Origin of the sequence: Microcoleus sp. A2-C3 (genome assembly GCF_036706065.1) — a bacterium.
Classification (GTDB): domain Bacteria; phylum Cyanobacteriota; class Cyanobacteriia; order Cyanobacteriales; family Microcoleaceae; genus Microcoleus.
This window is the reverse complement of the sequence record NZ_JAUBVX010000021.1, coordinates 1-16910: the sequence shown is the minus strand read 5'-3', so window position 1 is coordinate 16910 and position 16910 is coordinate 1. Positions and strand designations below refer to the sequence as shown.

Here is a 16910-nt window from a genome sequence, read left to right as displayed (position 1 = left end):
TCCGACAATTCGCTTTGCTAGTAGCGCCAGCATTTCAAGGGTTTAGGCATCCGATTCCAACGCCGGCTAACCCGTGTGACCAGTTTCTAAGGCGCGGGGGCGACGGCCAGATGCGCTGTTTCCCTGACCGATGTACTCGTGCCACAGACGAGCCAGGTCTTGAGCTTGGTGCCGCCACTCCGGGAGGATTTGATACATCCGGCGGGGGCGGCCGCGTCCTTCTACTTTTTTCCAGTAACCGGTGATTACGGCTTCATCTTCCAGGAATTTCAGAGCGCTGTAGAGGACGGTATCAGAAAGTCGGTAGATGGGGAATTCCCGCTCTAGTTGTCCGATGAGTTCTGTACCGTAGGAATCTCCGCGCAATAACACCGAGAGGATGTAGCACACTGCTAGCTCCTTGTTTAGATAAACAGGAGGGGGGTCTTGAAAAAATTGATAGATATGTTCAAATTTCATTGGTCTTGTCCGCTGGAAACTCTCGTGATACCGTCAGGTTAACGGGAGAGGAAAGCGGGGCGGGGTGTGCCGCTTCCTAAGGATTAAGTCGGAAATCGGGGAAACAGAGATGCAGTATTTCCCCTGTTGTGTTGATAGTCAGAAACGCTTGTGCTGCACTGCGGTAATGTTTGCTTGCGCCAAGGTTGAGGAGCGCTCACATAACTAGGGTAACTTTCTTCCTCTTCCAATCTATCGCAGCAACTATTGCCGGCGTGTGCGATCGCACGGAAGAGTTGCACTGATTTCGGGGGTTAGTGTTTCAACTAAAACTCAGCAGCGACAACTTTCCTAAACCCTCTGCCTGCCTTGTTTGTGGGCCACAGTTTGTCAGAGTAAGCCGGTTTTTTGGGGCAGAAATTTTGCCTTTAAACCGGACTCAGACCTAACATGGCGCGCAGTGTAAAAGTTAGAAAGACAAAAGTCGCTACAATCGAAGTAATCAGGGCGATCGCAGTTGCCGGTCGATCGAGCAGAGGTCTGAGTCGCTCGAACAGGAAAAAGAAGATTCCGAGACAGACAGTAATCAAAAAACGAGGGTAGCGAGAGATGTTATTAATGAAATCTTGCATGAGCACAGGTGGGGTAAAGTGTTACAGCTCGATCTTTGACTGGTAACACTTGTGAGCGATTTAGACAATTTTGGCACAGCCGGAGCTAAATCTCCCGATCGGGCGATCGGGCATTCTTCAAGGGCGATGCTAACATATATAATTCTAACGAAAACTTTTCCAAGAGCGATCGGGTCGCAGTCTGTTCAATCCCGGAACCCTAACGGGGCGTGAGAACTTGAGAAGTATTTGTATTCAGTTGTAGTTGTGATAAATATGATAGGGCCGTTATTTATAGATAAATGTCTGCTTCCGCACCTTCTTCCATCTTGCCACGTCCCTTTCTGAAATGGGCTGGAGGCAAAACTAGGTTGATTGGACAATATCAACCTAGTTTTCCTGAAAAGTTCACCACTTACTACGAGCCTTTTTTGGGCGGCGGAGCTGTATTTTTTTACTTAGCACAGCAGCACCCTTTTTTGCAAGCTGTGTTAACAGATATTAATCCTGAGTTGATTAATGCTTATCGCTGTGTCAGGGATCAAGTGGAGGATCTGATTGAGCTTTTGTTAGAGCACGCCTCAGAACACAGCAAGGACAATAAAGAATATTATTACTCCGTGCGATCGCGCTCCTACAACACAGATACAGAAAAAGCAGCACGGCTGATCTACCTAAATAAAACTTGTTACAACGGCCTCTACAGAGAAAACTCCAAAGGTCAATTTAATGTTCCGATGGGCAGATACAAAAATCCTAACATTTGTCAAGCAGATTTATTGCGATCGGTCTCATCTCTAATCGCGCCCGCTCAAATAGAAGTGAGAAAATTCGATCGAATTTTGGATTTTGCTACAAGCAGCGAAGACTTTGTTTATTTTGATCCACCTTACCATCCGATCAGTGCCACAAGTAACTTCACTGCTTACAGCCGAGATAATTTTAAAGAATCCGAACAACTTAAACTAAGAGATGTTTTTGGAGAACTTGCCGAGCGTGGTGTCAAAGTTATGCTGTCTAATTCTAACTGCGATTTCATTAAAGAAATCTACAGCGCTCCTCAAGCTTTTCCAAGAGAGCAGTTCCCCAAACTAATTGAAATATCAGCATCCAGGGGAATTAACTCTAAGAGTTGCAAGCGCGGCCCAGTCAAGGAATTGTTAATAAGTTCAGTTTCAAGAAAAACTCTTTGCCAACTCTCTGGCTAAATATATTTTGTACGGCAGCCTGTTACCTCGGAAACCGGGTTTTTTTGTATATTTATCGTTATCAAACAAAAAAAATGTAGAAACTGGGTTAAAAAATCGGCTAAAAAAAAGGAATTATTACCTATTGACTTCTCTGGACTTTTGGGGTATTATTTAGATAATAGAAGTGGTAACTTAAATTTTATTCTTGTCACTATTCCCATTATTAGATTATACCTCCAAAAACTGCCGCAGTCAACCCCTCAACCCAAAAAAAAGGGCGATTTTTTTAAATTCAATAAAATAAAAATATTTGAATGCTGCGTTAGGGTAAATAATAGCAGTTTCCTCAAAAAATGCAACTGTAGGGAAGGTAAAAAGGGCGATCGCGATCGGTAATGCCTGATTAGAGATGTTTGTTAGCCCAAGTCATGAAAGCTTCGAGCTTGTGAACTCCCAACAGATTTTGATTGTCGGGAATTTGTTTTTTGAACCAGTCGATCGAACCTTGCCTCATACCGTCACCGCCCACGATTACAATAGTCGGGACTCGATAGCAACTTTTAATGTTTAAATTGAGATAAGGATACTTTTCATCAACCGAACCTTTATCTTCTTGCCACTTGCACTCAACAATTAGACCCAGAGGAAACGAAGCGGCATCAACAATATAAAAATCGACATTTATTTCAGTTTCGTAAATGCTAGAACCGATATAAACCTGTTTAGCATATCGCTTGGGATTTGCCGTAGAGAGCAAGAGCCAATCTCGCTTGCGCTTTTTCGGCAACTGGGGACATATTTCGAGATATCCGTGACCTCTCAACGTACCTTCTACAGTTGCTTCTAAAACAAAACCAGTTTTATTGGCTCTACAACCCCTATTCATTTTGTTGGCTCCTGAATATAATGTGAATTAAGCCGATCGCACTTCAATCACTCCCCGGTCAAAAACCCGCTTGTCAGTACCGATAGAACTGACAAACATCCGGTCTGCATAGACATCAAACGTCGCAAAACTCAGCCGACTAGCAGAATATTCAGTCCACTCAGAACGCCCCACCGGACGAGTGCCACCGCCGGCCCCGCAAATCAAATAAGTCGTACCGTTAATCGAGCGAGTGCGTTCGTAACTATGCTCGTGTCCGTTGATATAAAGCTGCACCCCGTACTTTTGAAACAAAGGCGTCAAAGTCTTAATAAAAGGTTGATTCAATCCGTAGATGCCAGAGGAATAAATCTGGTGGTGACCGAACACAACTTTCCAAGGTGCGATGCTCTGACTCAACTCTTTTTCCAGCCAAATAAGCTGATTTTTCCAATCAGCATTATCATTAGTATCTAATGCAAAAAACTGTACCGAATCGCGCCGAAAAGTATAGTAGCGACCTTGCATATTAAAAGCCGCATATTTAACTTGCGGGTCGCCGTTAGCAGTGCGGATGTCGTGATTTCCCAGACAAGCATAAAATTTTACGCCTTGCTGCAATAATGGCTGATAAGGCTTCTCGAAAACAGCATTAATTTGTTGAATTTCGCCGTTATTGTAGATATTGTCGCCGGCGAGAACAGCAATATTAAAAGGATTTTCCCCGTGATATTGGGTCATCGCCTCAGCCACAGCATACTGACCTTGGGCCCCGGTGCCGGTGTCGGCAACCGAAATAAAGCGTAAAATAGGCGGTGAGGCTGGCAATTGGACGATCGCCCTTTGTGCCTCAAGATTAGAAGGCTCAGCAGCATTGGCGTCTGTACCCCAGGAAGTCCGAAGCTGAAGCATTTTCGAGACTCCGGCAAAACCTAAGCTGCTGAGACTGCCTAAAAATAGAAAGTGACGGCGTTTGATGCTCATTTTGATTCAGTTACAACTAATGAAATGATAAATTAAGGCTGGGATGGCTCAACTAAAATTTATCGTGTTTAGATATATTTGCACCGCCCCAAGGCAGAGAAAATGTCAGAAAAACCACTAAATCAACCAACTCCAGAACCGTCTCAATCTCCAAAACCGGAGGTTGAGTCGCCGAAAAAGTCGGCCGCGACTCGCAGCCAAGCTCAAAATGCCAGCAGCGCTGTTTCCACAAATCAGAAAATCAAAGCTTTGATTGTCTCGATTGGGAATTTGAGAAAAAAGGGGAAAAATTTAACAGCAGAACCTCCGTTGCAGGCCCAAAAGCCGATCGCACCCACCGCTTCTAACTCAGCAACAACTCCTCCTCCGGCTGTTGCTGCCCAAGTAAACAGCGTTCCCCCGCCAGAAGTTGCTGTAAAATCCGATAAAAAGTCTGTATCAAAACCCACTGGTGGCAGTTTTTTAGAGAAAGTCGGTGTACTTTGGCAAAGTATTGTGCGTTTAGTGCGATCGCTCTTGCCGGCATCTGCGAATGCTAAGCTGTCAGATCCAATTTTAAACGCCGGATTAGCCGCAATTCTAATCGTTGCAGTCGGTTTAACTCTCAACAGTTTCTCGGCAAAACCGTCGGAGAGAGTAGCAAAAGTGCCCTTTCCGGCAGCGCAGCAGTCGCCGTCAACGTTTGGCGATTTTGTGGTGCCGAAAACGCCGAACTCGTCAGATGCGATCGCAAATTCTCAGCCAACATCCGCTAAATTCAAAAGCAAGTTGCCCGATTTAGTAGCACCAGAAAAACCGCAATCGGTAGAAATCATCCCGCCACCCCTGACGCCGGAACAGTCTCTGATTGCTGCGATTCAAACTCAAGTTGCTGACATTACGAATCGCCTGGGCGGCGGTTTAGTTAAGTCTGTTCAAGCTGATTTCTCGATCGGGCTTTTGACGGTCAAAGTCGCTGAAGATTGGTACAAACTCAGCGAAGTAGAGCAAAATCAGCTTGCGAATCAAATGTGGAAAGAAGCTAACTCGCTCGATTTCAGCAAGTTACAAATTGCGAATCTGCAAGGAAAGTTAATAGCTAGAAGTCCGGTTGTTGGCTCGGAAATGATTATTTTAGAAAGAGGAATTAATAAAGTTTAAATTTTCTGTATCTGCCAATAGTCACATTAGCAGAAAATTCCAGGACGCAAAATCTAATTTTGTAGGCTTGTAGTGAAGACTGAAGTCCTCATCAAATGAGAGAGGACTGAAGTCCTTACTACGAACCTGAAAAGGCTGATTTACCGAAGATTAAATTAATTAAAATTGAGGAAAATTGAAAAATGACAATTTTAACTCAAGTCGAACAAGTAGAAATTAAATATCCCAGCAGCGACGGAGAGCCGATGGCTGAAAGCGATATCACGCGCGATTACATGACTTATACTGTAGAAGCTGCGAACCTTTACTTTCAAGGGCGTTCTGATGTTTACGTGTCAGCGAATTCTTTCATCTATTATGAAGAAGGGAACAACCAGGCGGTGGTGGCGCCAGATTTTTATGTGGTGTTTGGAGTAGTAAAACGGAAAAGAGATAATTATAAAGTTTGGGAAGAAGCGGGAATTACTCCAGATTTTGTGTTAGAGATTACTTCGGCAACAACTCAGACGAAAGACCAAGAAACTAAACCGGAAATTTATCGAGCTTTGGGAGTGAGGGAATATTTTCAGTACGATCCTTCGGGAGATTATCTGAATCCAATTTTACAGGGAGTACGTTTAGTAAACAATCAGTATGAGCCGATTCCAGCTAACAATATTGCTTTCGATACGCTGTGGTTGTTCAGTGAGGTTCTGGGACTGGAATTGCATCTAATTTCAGGAGAATTGAGGTTTAGAGTTCCTGAAACTGGTGAGTTTTTGAAGACTCACAAGGAAGAACAGCAAGCACGGCTGGCGGCGGAGTCAGCCTTTCAACAATCGGAGCAAGCACGGCTGGCGGCGGAGTCAGCTTTGCGATCGCTCTTAACTCAACTTTTAAATTCTGGAATGAATCTGGAACAGGTGGCGCAAATGATGAATTTATCGACCTTGGAAGTGAGACGATTGGTAGGGTAAAACTTTTGATCGCACTGACAGCAAAAAGGTGCGCATCGCGCACCATATACAACCAAATATGAACAGTCAACAGTCAACAATTAACTCATGACTAGAAAGGCTTATTCGTAGGTTTAAAACCCTGCTTTTGAAAATAGGTTCTAAATACCTCTTGAGCAATTGGTGCCGCCGAAACCGCACCAAATCCGCCGCCTTCGACAATAACTGCGATCGCAATTTCCGGTTTGTCAGCCGGAGCAAAACCTACATACATCGAATTGTCAGGATGTCCGGGCATTTCCACCGTCCCAGTCTTACCAGCACTCAAAGGAATAGTACCGTCATTCATCGCCCGGCCTGTACCTTTTTTCACCACGTCAATCAATCCTTGTTTAATCACATTTAAAGTAGCCGGTTTAATACCAGTTTTGATTTTTTGAGTGATCGGTGTATTGGTTTGAGAAGCCAACAAATGCGGCTGCACTCGCCAACCACCGTTGGCAATATTTGACACCATGACTGCCAATTCTAGGGGAGTGCAAAGTACCAAACCCTGACCGATCGCCATTGTTACTGTATCGCCAACGTACCAATCTTCCCCATACATTTTTTGTTTCTCTGCTGGTATCGGAACTTGACCGTGATTGGCGGCGTCCAACCCCAAAATCTCTAAATTAATAGTACCGCCAATGCCCATTTTTTTTGCCCATTTCGCCATTTCTTCCGGCCCGGCTGCCATGCCTACTTGATAGAAAAATGTATTGCTGCTGTAGGCTAAAGCATCGCGGAAACCGATGACACCGTAACCGGCGCCGTGTTCGTTGAAAGATATACCGCCGATATTAATTGAAGAAGATGATACTAAAGTCGAGTCAGGAGAAAACTTGCCCGATTCCATCCCGGCTACAGAAGTTACAATCTTAAAAGTGCTGCCGACTGGATAGCCTTGAACTGCCCGATTTAAAAATGGTTTGTCTGGCCCTTGGAGTCGATCCCATTCTTTTTGCGTCACCTTGCGGGTGAAAATATTGGGGTCAAATGTCGGCCAACTACCCATTGTTAAAAGCGCTCCAGTTTTCACGTCGATTGCGACAACAGCACCGAGGCGATTTCCCAAAGCTTTTTCCGCAGTTTTTTGCATATCTAAATCTAAAGTTAGCTGCACGGGTTTGCCGGGAATAGGCTCTTTTACACCTAAGTCTTGGATTTCCTCGCCCTTAGCATTCACCTCGATCAAACGGTTTCCCCAAACGCCTTCTAAAGTTGGATTAACTAATTTTTCAACTCCCATTTGACCGACGATCATGCCCATCGGATATGTAGGATTAGCTTTTAATTGATCTAAGCTAGCTTCGCCGACGTATCCCAAAAGGTGAGCTGCTAATTCCTGGTTGGGATTGTCTCGGCTCGATTCTGCACGAATTTCAACTCCCCGCAAAGTATTAGCTTGTTCTCCCAAAGCGACGAAAGTACCGACATCGATATCCTTACTAATTCGCACTGGTAGGGCTGATTTGTAGCCCGCTCCATCGATTTTTTTGATAATTTCGGTCGCAGGCACTTTGACGATCGGGCCGAGTGTGGCGGCGACTTCTTGCCAGTCTTTGGTCGATCGCTCTTTTGGCCACAAATAGACCGATCGAGATACGCGGTTGGCTGCAAAAACTTGGCCGGTGCGGTCTACAATTTGACCGCGAGTGGCTGCGACTGACACAGGGCGAATGCGGTTATTTTCCGCCCGCTGTCGGTTGTAGTCTCCTTGTACCAGTTGCAATTCGGCTAGACGAAAGATCGGCATCGCTACCAAGGTAGTGACGATGAGCATAAAAATCATCACTTGGAACGATCGACCGCGTTGCTGTCCAGGATTGTCCGAGGTATTTTTGTTTAATCGGACTTTAGAGTTAAAAGAAAAATCGCTAGCCATATGAATTAATCTGCTCTTTTATGCAATTAACAGCCATATCTGATTCCCATCCGGATTATTTAGCGGAGGATGCAGCCACTATAAATTGTCACTGTTTAGTGACATAGATAAATTCTGCCGATTGGCAGACAAATCAGCCAGATAGTTCAATTCATCTAGATCTTAAATATGAATTTTTTATAAAAATTCAGCCGAGAAGCGATTTAAATCCCCAGCCAAATATTTCTCCTGCTTTCTGCCTTCTGCCTTCTTACTTCCCAATCAGTGACGTATAGGCTGTCACCTTAATATCAATTCCAGTAATATCTGCGCCGACAACTACAGCCGCCGCTCCTAAATCCAATGCTTTTTTAGCCATTTCCGGCGCAGAAATCCCGCCTTCGCAGATAACGGGAACCTCAAGCTTTTCTACCATTTGGGCCAGCAAATCAAATCCGGGCGGCGAGAAACTTTCAGTTTGGGGAGTGTAGCCAAAAAGAGTAGTTCCGACTGTATCTGCACCAGCTTCGGCAGCCACGATCGCAGCTTCTATGGTATCTACATCCGCCATGACTAATTTCCCTAATTCGTTGTGAATGCGATCGATTAACGTTTTTAAGTCTTCGCCAGCAGGACGATTTCGCAGAGTCGCGTCAATGGCGATGATATCAGCTCCTGCAAGTGCGATCGCCCGCGCGTCTTCAAAGCGAGGAGTAATGTAAATCTCGCATCCCGGTAATTGCTGCTTCCAAATGCCAATTATAGGAGCGGATACCTGTTGTCGCACCGCCACAACGTGAGTCGGAGTGTCAATCCGCACGCCCGCCGCTCCTCGATTCACAGCGGTGCGAGCCATTGCCGCAATCACGATCGGATCGTGCAGGGGCGAATCAGCAGGTGCTTGACAAGAAACAATTAATCCTGTAGGAATTTGACAATTAATCATGGGTAATTGGGGATTGATAATTGATAATTGGGCATGGGGCATTGGGCATTGGGCATTGGGCAAACAGGTCATTGGGCATCGGGCATTGGGCATCGGGCATTGGGCATCGGGCATTGGGCATCGGGCATGGGGCATTGGGCATCGGGCATTGGGGCATCGGGCTTTTTGTAATTTATTCCCTGTGCCCTATTGAATTCAAATAAGCGTTAAGTTATGGTAGTAATTTATCGACAATTGGTTTAAATTTGCTTACTTCTTCGCTTGTGATAAGTTGTCTAGCATAGGCTAATCTTAACCAGTTTACTGTTTCGTACAAAGAGCCTCTCGCAATTTTTACAAAACGCCGATTATCTTGGTCATTATAACGACCTCTTCCTTCAGCAATATTAGCACAGACACTATCAGCAGACCGAACGATCTGTTTGCCCATCGTATCTTTTGTGAAATAATCCCATTTTTTAACAATGTCCCAAATCTGATTCGCCAAACTTTCCGCCAACTTATAAACCTCTAATTCCTCAAAATCAGGTCTTCCCATAATTACCTCAAAAACTCAATTATATTAAATGCCCCATCCCTCCGCTTCGCTTCGCCCAATTCCCCATGCCCAATGCCCAATGCCCGATGCCCAATGCCCAATGCCCGATGCCCAATGCCCCATCCCTCCGCTTCGCTTCGCCCAATTCCCCATGCCCGATGCCCCATGCCCAATTCCCCATGCCCAATTCCCAATTATCCATTACCAATTCCGGCCATTAAAGAAAGAATTTTGTCTAGCAATTGCTGGGGGTGAATCGGTTTAGCCAAACAATCGTTAGCTCCCGCTGTCACGAAAGATATCTGATCGGCGGGAATTTCCTGAGCACTTAAAGCCAAAATCTTGATATTTTTAGTAGCGGGTTTTTGGCGCAGTTGCTGAATTATTTCGCAGCCATTCATCCCAGGTAAACGCATATTGACAATCACAGCATTCGGCTGCAAAAGTTCAATTTGTTCCACAGCCGCCGAACCTTCAATCATCCACACTACTTGCAGTCCTGCTGCTGTCAGGATATCGCAAATCAGCATGGCAGTTTCTTCATCTTCTTCGACGAGGACGAGGCTGCCCCGCAAGGAGGAAGAATGCAGCGGTAAAGATGAATTCGATTTTTCATATTTGAATTTTGTGGATTCATCTTTGCTTTTAGTTTGGATGGGTATGAAAACAGTAAAAGTTGAGCCGACATCAACTGTAGAGTTGACTTCGATCGCGCCGCCATGAAGTTCTACTAACTGTTTAGTTAATGCTAATCCCAAACCTGTGCCACCGTATTCGCGGCGGTAGGGAGAATCTAACTGCTGAAATTTTTGAAACAAGAGCGATCGCTGATTTTCTGGTATTCCAATGCCGGTATCTTTGATTTGAAACACTGCGGTGCTACCTGCTGGTGCAGTACCGGGCTGCCGCACTGCCGGCGTTCGATTTTTATCTTCTGTTATCCAAACTCGCAGGATGACTCGCCCGCCTTCGGGAGTAAATTTAATCGCATTTCCTAAAAGATTGAAGAGGATTTGTCTCAAACGGCGCGGGTCTGCGGTGAAGCGATCGCATTCTTGTTTGATCCGCTGTTCTTGCACGAGTTCCACGCCTTTAGCTAGAGCTTTTTCTTTGAGGGCGTGCAGGCTCTGAGAAGCTAATTTAGAAATTGAAAATTCACTAAGTTTTAATACACCTTTTCCCGCTTCTACTTGCGATAAATCTAAAATATCGTTAATTAATTCTAATAAGTGGTCACCGCTGTCCCGGATAGTTTGCAGGTACTGGCGCTGTTTTTGTATCGGCACTTCTTTCGCGCCAACTTTGCCGTAAGACCACCGCAGCAGCGTGTCGGAAATGCCGATGACGCAGGTGAGGGGAGTGCGCAATTCGTGGCTCATAGCTGCCAAAAATTCGCTCTTGGCGAGGCTAGCAGACTGGGCGGCGGCCAGTGCATCGCGCAGTTCTTGGGTTCGCTCTATGACGCGCTGTTCTGAGGTACACTTTTGCTGCTGGACTTCTGCATAAAGTTCGGCTTGGTAAATGGCGATCGCCAAATGTTCTGCTATTTGCCGCAAAAATGTTTTTTTGCTTTCTTCCCACTCGCACACACTACACTGGTGGGCAATTAGTAGCCCCCACAATTCGTCTTGAACTACGATCGGCACTAGCAACTTCGCCCGCACCTTCGCCCCTCGCATCAACTCTAAAAAACAAGGCTGCGAAAAGTAAGTTTTTTCCACATCAGTGACGCACAAAGCTAAACCTTTGCGATATTTCTCTCTGTCGATGACTCCATCGAGGAAACATTGCGCGCTTTCACTAAAATTCAGTACCGACGAGATAGCATCGCTGGCTAAAGCTTCGTAGGTAACGCGACCTAAATACAAGTAAGAACCGGAATTTTCTTTGACTTCGCCAGAAACCGCCGTAGGTATTTCTTTACCTAATTCGCCATTATGCGGCGCTGGCACTTTTTCAAATTGATAAATTAACAGGCGATCGACATCCAAAAACTCTCGCACTCTCGAAACTGCTTTTGACAAAATTACAGGCAATTCCAAACTCTGGCGGATTTGAGTTGTCACCTGATTTAAAAGTCGCTCTTGTTGGAGTTGCTGCTGCAAAGCATCTTCCACGGGCTGACAAAATGAAATACAGGAACTGGGAATTTGTACGTGATTAGCGGTTTCGGAAATCTGGATATGTAGCGTTTCTGGAGCTATCAGTTTGAGCGCGAAATCCCCCTCTATTTCTGTTTGCGTATGTAGCGGCGGGTGACTGTTTTTGCTGGCATCGGTAGCGAGAATGTCCAGCAAATTTAGGGTGAATTCGCTTTGCATAAATGCCGAGTTTGGCTGGAGATTTTTAATTGCTTGTTTGAGGGCGTGAATGTCAATTTGTCTTTGCGGTGGGGGCGTTATTTCTGCGAGTTTGTCTGCGAGGGGAGAGAGGAAATTGGCGATCGCCCCTGGATCGAAAGTCAACTCCACATTTAATTGGGAATTGAGATTTTTCCCGCTGTGTTGGCGTCCGTTTGTTGCCAACTCATCTAATACCTCGCCCCGCAACAGCGCGCTAAACCGATCGGATACCACTGCTGCAAACCTTTGGGACGAGTTTTCCCGATTGTCAGAATTCGCGATCGCCTCATCGGCCAGCCAAATCGCCCCTGGGAGTTCAGCCATTTGCTGTAACAACTGGTAAGCAGCCTCAAAGGTTGCTAGTGGCAAAGTCCGATTTAAGGTTTTTGGTTTCAATCTAGGTATTTTCCCGGTTGTTTTAAAGAAAAAAATATCAAGGCTCATGTTTTGGGGACAGAACCAGGGGGGACAGCAGGCGCGACCACTCCAAGAGACTTGAGATGAAAGTAGTCAGAAGGCAGGCTCTCTTCAGGCTCAGGAGCCAGATATCTGATTTTTCGTTATAGTTGTTATCACTTTAAACTATCTTAATCCAGTATAATATTAATATATAATTTGTTAACTTCTACTTAACACTATCCGGGTAAATGAGCAATCCAACTCAACTCACCCCCGATTTCACGATCGGACATCTGCCGTGTCACCACTTCCAAGTGAGTGCTGCAACTCCAGGACAGGTAGTGGCCCAAAGATTCGAGCAAGAACCAGACCTGCCGGGAGTGATTATTACTCACGAATCACAGGTATTGGGCATGATTTCTCGCGTCAAATTTCGAGAGCAAATGAGTCTCCCCAATCGCGTAGAAATTTACGGAAAGCACCCGATTCGAGCCTTGTTAGATTTCATAAGAATTCCGCCTTTATTGATGGAGGAAAACTGGAAAGTTGATGATGCCGTGCAAGCATCTCTCAACAGGCCTAAAGATTTGATTTATGAACCAATTATTGTGGTAATGCACAACCATAGTTTCCGCCTTTTGGACGTTCATACTCTGGTGATTTTCCAGTCTAAAATTTTAGCTCAAACTAACAAACTTATTCAAAAATACCGACTAGAAAGACAGAAATATCTGGCAATTATTCAACAAGAACAGGCAAAATTTCATCAATGCAACGAGCTGTTAAAAGCCCAACAACGTCAAGAAGCCCAAAAATTGCAGAATACTGCCAGTCCCCAGCAAGTGACACTGGTTAAACAAGCCGAAGAAATTGCTCAAATGAATCAGCGATTTGTCAGGATTGCGAAGCTGATTTCCTCGGAAGGTCGCCAAGCATTTCAAGCTACTTTTCAAGGTGCTAATTCTATTTGCAACAATACAGAGAAAATTTTGGGCGTTGGCAAAGCCATAGCTAATGATTTAGAAACGGTTAACCGCACTTCCCGAACCATCCGGGAGGCGATCGAACAAGTCAGGCATTTAGCGGTACAGGTGGCTGTAGTTACCAATCAAATGGGAAATCAGCCAAGCGGTCTGAGCCAAGTGAGTCTGGAAATTGGCAGACTGGCAAGTAAAACTTTTGAATTGGGGACTCAAATGGAGCAAATTGCCAGTCGGTTTAAACTTCGCGTTCACGAACTCACGGAGGCAGCAAGAGCGGGTGCTAATGTGGCTAAATCCGTGACGATCAAGATCGATCGCGCGGAAATGGCTTTGTTAGAGTTGGAGGAATTAATAGCGGAAAGAAATTTCAATTCACTGACCGCTATCACAGAACGTTTGGAAGTCAGACAAACTGTTACCGCTCATTCTTTAGTTAAGGAGATAGAACACGCCGAAGTCGTGGCTTCTGAGTTGGAAGAGATCGTGAAGCAGCAAGATTCATCGCAATATCTGATCCAAAAAATTCAGCAGGCGCTGAAGTCGAAAAAGCCCTAAAATTCCAGCGCTCATCTGATGGAAATTTTCGCTATGTATATAGCCTTTCTCAAAAAGATGAGGTACGCGAACGGGATAGGGGATAGGGCATAGGGCATAGGGCATAGGGCATAGGGCATAGGGCATAGGGGATAGGGCATAGGGGATAGGGCATAGGGCATAGGGCATAGGGCATAGGGCATAGGGCATAGGGCATAGGGCATGAGGCTCTCCTCACTTTTTTGAGAACCGCTATATATAGGATAAGGAAGAAGGCTTGAGTTGTGGTCGCAAGAGAAAGGGATAAAGCTCGTATTTAAGTAATCAATAACTTCATGATATTCTTGATGCTTAGTATGAAAAAATAAAATCAAAAAGCAACAAATTTAAGATTTTATAAATACTGTTTCAAACGGGGGCAGACAAACTAAACTCAGAAAAGGCTATTTAAATCACAAGAAGTGGTCAAATAACAGGCGAGGTTTATGAAGATTCTGCTAGTAGAAGATGACACAATTACAATTAATTTGCTGACTAGAGCGCTGAACGCTCATAATTACAATGTGAATACGGCAGCAGACGGCGAAACAGCCTTGCAGTTGGCGCAAGCCTACGATTACGACCTGATTGTTTTGGATGTGCTGATTCCTAAACTCGACGGTATTAGTTTGTGTCGGGAATTGCGATCGTCCGGCTGCCAAATGCCGATTTTATTGCTGACAGCCCTAGACAGCAGCAGCGATCGAGTCCAAGGTTTAGAAGCGGGTGCAGACGATTATGTGGTCAAACCCTTTAATCTCCAAGAATTAATCGCTCGAATTCGGGCTTTGCTGCGCCGGGGTAAGGCAACTTGGTCGAGTACAAGTTTGACTTGGGAAAAACTGCAAGTCAACCCGGACACTACGGAAGTAACTTATGGCGAAAAAGTGCTGCACTTGACTCCCAAAGAGTACAATCTGCTGGAACTTTTCCTGAGAAATCCCCGGCGCATTTTCAGCCGCAGCGCTATGCTCGATCGCATTTGGTCTGCCGGCGAATTTCCTCAAGAAGAAGCTGTTACGGCTCATATCAAGGGGCTGCGGCACAAGCTGAAAGCAGCCGGGATGACTGTAGATTTAGTGGAAACCGTGTACGGATTGGGCTATCGGCTGAAAAGTCTGCCGGAGGAGATTGAGAGTCCAAAAGTTGCCAGGGCGACGGCAGAAACTGCTAAAAGTCAAGAGACTTTATCTGCTGAATCTAGCGGGCAGAACCCGGAATTAAGCAACGATGAGCGCCGTCTCCAAGTCCTGAATGTGGTTGCGGAAATTAGGGGCAAGTTAAGAGCTAATTTTATCGAAAAGGTGGTGATATTCGATCGCGCGATCGCCCAACTGAAAACCGGAACCTTGGACAACGAACTGCGGCAGGAAGCCCAGGAGCAAGCTCATAAATTAGTGGGTTCTTTGGGTACTTTGGGGCTGCCGAAAGGTTCGATAGTTGCGCGTAAAATCGAAGATTTGTTCAAGGCCCAAAACGTCTTGAAACCGGGGACTGCTCAGCAGATTGAGGGATTGCTGCATAAGCTGAAACAGATATTCGATCGCCCGCCGGAACCTGAAAGCGAGCTGGTTACTGCGGTTTTGCAACAGCGCCGCATCTTGATCGTGGATGATGATAGTGTTCAGAGCGATCGACTAAAAATAGCAGCATCCGGTTCCGGCTTCCAGATAGAAGTCGCCAACTCTCCCGAAGCGGCAAGAAATGCGATTTCTCAACAGCCTCCCGACGCGATTTTGCTGGATTTGACCTTTTCCAGAATTCAGGAAAACGGACTTACTCTGCTAGCCGAACTCCGCAGTGAAAAACCAGATATTCCGGTGATGATTTTTAGCGGGAACAATCAATTGAGCGATCGAATAGAAGTTGCTCGTTTGGGAGCTTCCGGCTTTTTACACAAATCTATCCCCCCAGCAGATATACTCAAAGCAGTCGCCCAACTCCTCGACCAGACAGGCCCTGCTGAAGCCAAAGTTATGGTGGTAGATGATGACGTGCATCTATTGGCTGCACTGAGCATGATTCTACAACCTTGGGGATTGCAAGTCACAACATTGGATGAGCCCGAAAAGTTCTGGGAGGTACTCGAAACCACTTGTCCAGATTTGCTGATTTTAGATGTGGAGATGCCCGGTTACAGCGGGATCGAGCTGTGTTTGGCGGTGCGGAATGATTTGCGGTGGAGCAAGCTGCCTGTGCTATTTTTGACCGCTCATTCTGAGTCAGAAATAGTACGCCAAATGTTTGTCGCTGGTGCTGATGACTACGTGAATAAGCCGATCGTGGAACCGGAATTAATTGCTCGCATCCTGAATCGTTTGGAGCGGACTCAACTCCGGCACAAACTTGCTCTGACACAGCGTTAACAGTTGACAGCGAAGTTTTTAGGCTGGGGATTTAGGGCGGATCAAAGTCCCCCTTTCTTTCGGGGGATTTAGGGGATCTGGCCTCGATGGTAAACGAGAGATACAAAGGTTTTCAGGGGATTATTAGATTCTAGAATTCGGAGGTGGTGGCATTGATTGATATTTGCCCGATCGTCAAAAACACTGACTAATTTAGAAAAGTATTTACAATAACAAGAAAGCAATGGTATTAACCTCAAACACAGGCGATCGCAATGACAGTGACTGCGAATTAATTTACGATCCCGCTTCGATTCAACCTCACGGCATCCTGTTGGTGCTGGAATCTCCGGTGTTGAAAATTTTGCAAGTTAGCAACAATACTTTTGAGGCGATCGGCATTTACCCCGAAGCACTTTTAGGCAAGTTTTTACATGAATTTGTCGTGACTGAGGAAATTGAGGCTGTTGAAAAAGCTTTATTTGAAAACAGCTATCAAAATGACAGTATCAATTTATCATTCACAAGTCAAAAACGCAAGTCTTTTTTTCAGGGGACGCTGCATCAATCAAGTTCAGTATTAATTATGGAACTAGAACAGGTTGTTGCCCCAAAAAGTAGCGATTGTTTCAATTCTTGGTAGTGCCCTGAAGGAAAGGATCAAGAGAATTAAACTGAATTCAAAGAAAGTAGGCGTTTAGAGTTGTAAATTAGC

17 protein-coding genes are annotated in these 16910 nt (G+C 45.3%); 7 read left to right on the top strand and 10 right to left on the bottom strand.

The window, feature by feature from the left end:
* Positions 1-66: 66 nt before the first annotated feature.
* From QUB66_RS13580 to QUB66_RS13570, 3 genes are all read right to left on the bottom strand, one after another.
* Complete coding sequence (locus QUB66_RS13580) at positions 67-459, bottom strand: PadR family transcriptional regulator (protein ID WP_265233833.1); 393 nt, start codon at positions 457-459, stop codon at positions 67-69.
* An 83-nt stretch (positions 460-542) separates the two neighbouring features.
* Positions 543-740, bottom strand: coding sequence for a hypothetical protein (locus QUB66_RS13575; protein WP_265233832.1), 198 nt, complete (start codon positions 738-740; stop codon positions 543-545).
* Between the two features lie 126 nt (positions 741-866).
* The gene (locus QUB66_RS13570) at positions 867-1070 is read right to left on the bottom strand and encodes a DUF751 family protein (RefSeq protein WP_265233831.1); all 204 of its coding nucleotides are present in this window, start codon (positions 1068-1070) and stop codon (positions 867-869) included.
* Positions 1071-1351: 281 nt separating this feature from the next.
* On the opposite strand from QUB66_RS13570, the gene QUB66_RS13565 reads away from it, so the two are divergent.
* Positions 1352-2257 (top strand): DNA adenine methylase, encoded by a 906-nt coding sequence (locus QUB66_RS13565; protein ID WP_265233830.1) that lies wholly within the window; start codon positions 1352-1354, stop codon positions 2255-2257.
* Positions 2258-2642: 385 nt separating this feature from the next.
* On the opposite strand, the gene QUB66_RS13560 is transcribed toward QUB66_RS13565, so the two are convergent.
* Together QUB66_RS13560 and QUB66_RS13555 are read right to left on the bottom strand one after the other, a co-directional pair.
* Complete coding sequence (locus QUB66_RS13560) at positions 2643-3125, bottom strand: PD-(D/E)XK nuclease superfamily protein (RefSeq protein ID WP_265233828.1); 483 nt, start codon at positions 3123-3125, stop codon at positions 2643-2645.
* Between the two features lie 27 nt (positions 3126-3152).
* Positions 3153-4088 (bottom strand): metallophosphoesterase, encoded by a 936-nt coding sequence (locus QUB66_RS13555; protein WP_332968208.1) that lies wholly within the window; start codon positions 4086-4088, stop codon positions 3153-3155.
* A gap of 102 nt (positions 4089-4190) precedes the next feature.
* Here QUB66_RS13555 and QUB66_RS13550 point away from each other — a divergent pair, with 102 nt between their 5' ends.
* Complete coding sequence (locus QUB66_RS13550; RefSeq protein WP_332968207.1) at positions 4191-5228, top strand: hypothetical protein; 1038 nt, start codon at positions 4191-4193, stop codon at positions 5226-5228.
* A gap of 182 nt (positions 5229-5410) precedes the next feature.
* Positions 5411-6184: a Uma2 family endonuclease gene (locus QUB66_RS13545; RefSeq protein ID WP_332968205.1), complete on the top strand. Its 774-nt coding sequence runs from the start codon at positions 5411-5413 to the stop codon at positions 6182-6184.
* A 91-nt stretch (positions 6185-6275) separates the two neighbouring features.
* Here the strand turns inward: QUB66_RS13545 and mrdA are convergent, their stop codons facing one another.
* On the bottom strand, positions 6276-8090 hold the full coding sequence (gene mrdA, locus QUB66_RS13540) for a penicillin-binding protein 2 (RefSeq protein WP_332968204.1): 1815 nt from the start codon (positions 8088-8090) through the stop codon (positions 6276-6278).
* A gap of 250 nt (positions 8091-8340) precedes the next feature.
* Complete coding sequence (locus QUB66_RS13535) at positions 8341-9057, bottom strand: N-acetylmannosamine-6-phosphate 2-epimerase (RefSeq protein WP_442923475.1); 717 nt, start codon at positions 9055-9057, stop codon at positions 8341-8343.
* Between QUB66_RS13535 and QUB66_RS13530 the strand changes: the two genes are divergently transcribed.
* A complete protein-coding gene (locus QUB66_RS13530; RefSeq protein ID WP_332968203.1) occupies positions 9049-9186 on the top strand; it encodes a hypothetical protein in 138 nt (45 codons plus the stop codon). The genes QUB66_RS13535 and QUB66_RS13530 overlap by 9 nt on opposite strands.
* Positions 9187-9226: 40 nt before the next feature.
* Here QUB66_RS13530 and QUB66_RS13525 read toward each other — a convergent pair whose 3' ends face one another.
* Genes QUB66_RS13525 through QUB66_RS13515 form a run of 3 tightly spaced genes read right to left on the bottom strand, consistent with a single transcriptional unit; the run spans position 9227 to position 12291 of the window.
* The gene (locus QUB66_RS13525; RefSeq protein ID WP_332968201.1) at positions 9227-9553 is read right to left on the bottom strand and encodes a four helix bundle protein; all 327 of its coding nucleotides are present in this window, start codon (positions 9551-9553) and stop codon (positions 9227-9229) included.
* Positions 9554-9572: 19 nt separating this feature from the next.
* Positions 9573-9755, bottom strand: a complete 183-nt coding sequence (locus tag QUB66_RS13520) for a hypothetical protein (protein ID WP_332968200.1) — start codon at positions 9753-9755, stop codon at positions 9573-9575.
* Positions 9748-12291, bottom strand: a complete 2544-nt coding sequence (locus QUB66_RS13515; RefSeq protein ID WP_375339781.1) for a hybrid sensor histidine kinase/response regulator — start codon at positions 12289-12291, stop codon at positions 9748-9750. The genes QUB66_RS13520 and QUB66_RS13515 overlap by 8 nt, the downstream gene beginning before the upstream one ends.
* Before the next feature lie 251 nt (positions 12292-12542).
* Between QUB66_RS13515 and QUB66_RS13510 the strand changes: the two genes are divergently transcribed.
* The 3 genes from QUB66_RS13510 to QUB66_RS13500 all read left to right on the top strand — a co-directional run bounded on the left by QUB66_RS13510 (position 12543) and on the right by QUB66_RS13500 (position 16838).
* Positions 12543-13832 carry a chemotaxis protein gene (locus QUB66_RS13510; protein WP_332968197.1) on the top strand — a complete coding sequence of 430 codons (1290 nt, stop codon included), beginning with the start codon at positions 12543-12545 and terminating at the stop codon, positions 13830-13832.
* Positions 13833-14296: 464 nt separating this feature from the next.
* On the top strand, positions 14297-16216 hold the full coding sequence (locus tag QUB66_RS13505) for a response regulator (RefSeq protein WP_265233818.1): 1920 nt from the start codon (positions 14297-14299) through the stop codon (positions 16214-16216).
* Between the two features lie 223 nt (positions 16217-16439).
* On the top strand, positions 16440-16838 hold the full coding sequence (locus tag QUB66_RS13500) for a hypothetical protein (RefSeq protein WP_332968194.1): 399 nt from the start codon (positions 16440-16442) through the stop codon (positions 16836-16838).
* The last annotated feature ends 72 nt before the right edge of the window (positions 16839-16910 follow it).

Coding starts and splice junctions, on each gene's coding strand:
- QUB66_RS13580 (WP_265233833.1), bottom strand. CDS start 459: ATGAAATTTGAACATATCTATCAATTTTTTCAAGACCCCCCTCCTGTT.
- QUB66_RS13570 (WP_265233831.1), bottom strand. CDS start 1,070: ATGCAAGATTTCATTAATAACATCTCTCGCTACCCTCGTTTTTTGATT.
- QUB66_RS13565 (WP_265233830.1), top strand. CDS start 1,352: ATGTCTGCTTCCGCACCTTCTTCCATCTTGCCACGTCCCTTTCTGAAA.
- QUB66_RS13560 (WP_265233828.1), bottom strand. CDS start 3,125: ATGAATAGGGGTTGTAGAGCCAATAAAACTGGTTTTGTTTTAGAAGCA.
- QUB66_RS13555 (WP_332968208.1), bottom strand. CDS start 4,088: ATGAGCATCAAACGCCGTCACTTTCTATTTTTAGGCAGTCTCAGCAGC.
- QUB66_RS13550 (WP_332968207.1), top strand. CDS start 4,191: ATGTCAGAAAAACCACTAAATCAACCAACTCCAGAACCGTCTCAATCT.
- QUB66_RS13545 (WP_332968205.1), top strand. CDS start 5,411: ATGACAATTTTAACTCAAGTCGAACAAGTAGAAATTAAATATCCCAGC.
- mrdA (WP_332968204.1), bottom strand. CDS start 8,090: ATGGCTAGCGATTTTTCTTTTAACTCTAAAGTCCGATTAAACAAAAAT.
- QUB66_RS13530 (WP_332968203.1), top strand. CDS start 9,049: ATGGGGCATTGGGCATTGGGCATTGGGCAAACAGGTCATTGGGCATCG.
- QUB66_RS13535 (WP_442923475.1), bottom strand. CDS start 9,057: ATGCCCCATGCCCAATTATCAATTATCAATCCCCAATTACCCATGATT.
- QUB66_RS13525 (WP_332968201.1), bottom strand. CDS start 9,553: ATGGGAAGACCTGATTTTGAGGAATTAGAGGTTTATAAGTTGGCGGAA.
- QUB66_RS13520 (WP_332968200.1), bottom strand. CDS start 9,755: ATGGATAATTGGGAATTGGGCATGGGGAATTGGGCATGGGGCATCGGG.
- QUB66_RS13510 (WP_332968197.1), top strand. CDS start 12,543: ATGAGCAATCCAACTCAACTCACCCCCGATTTCACGATCGGACATCTG.
- QUB66_RS13505 (WP_265233818.1), top strand. CDS start 14,297: ATGAAGATTCTGCTAGTAGAAGATGACACAATTACAATTAATTTGCTG.
- QUB66_RS13500 (WP_332968194.1), top strand. CDS start 16,440: ATGGTATTAACCTCAAACACAGGCGATCGCAATGACAGTGACTGCGAA.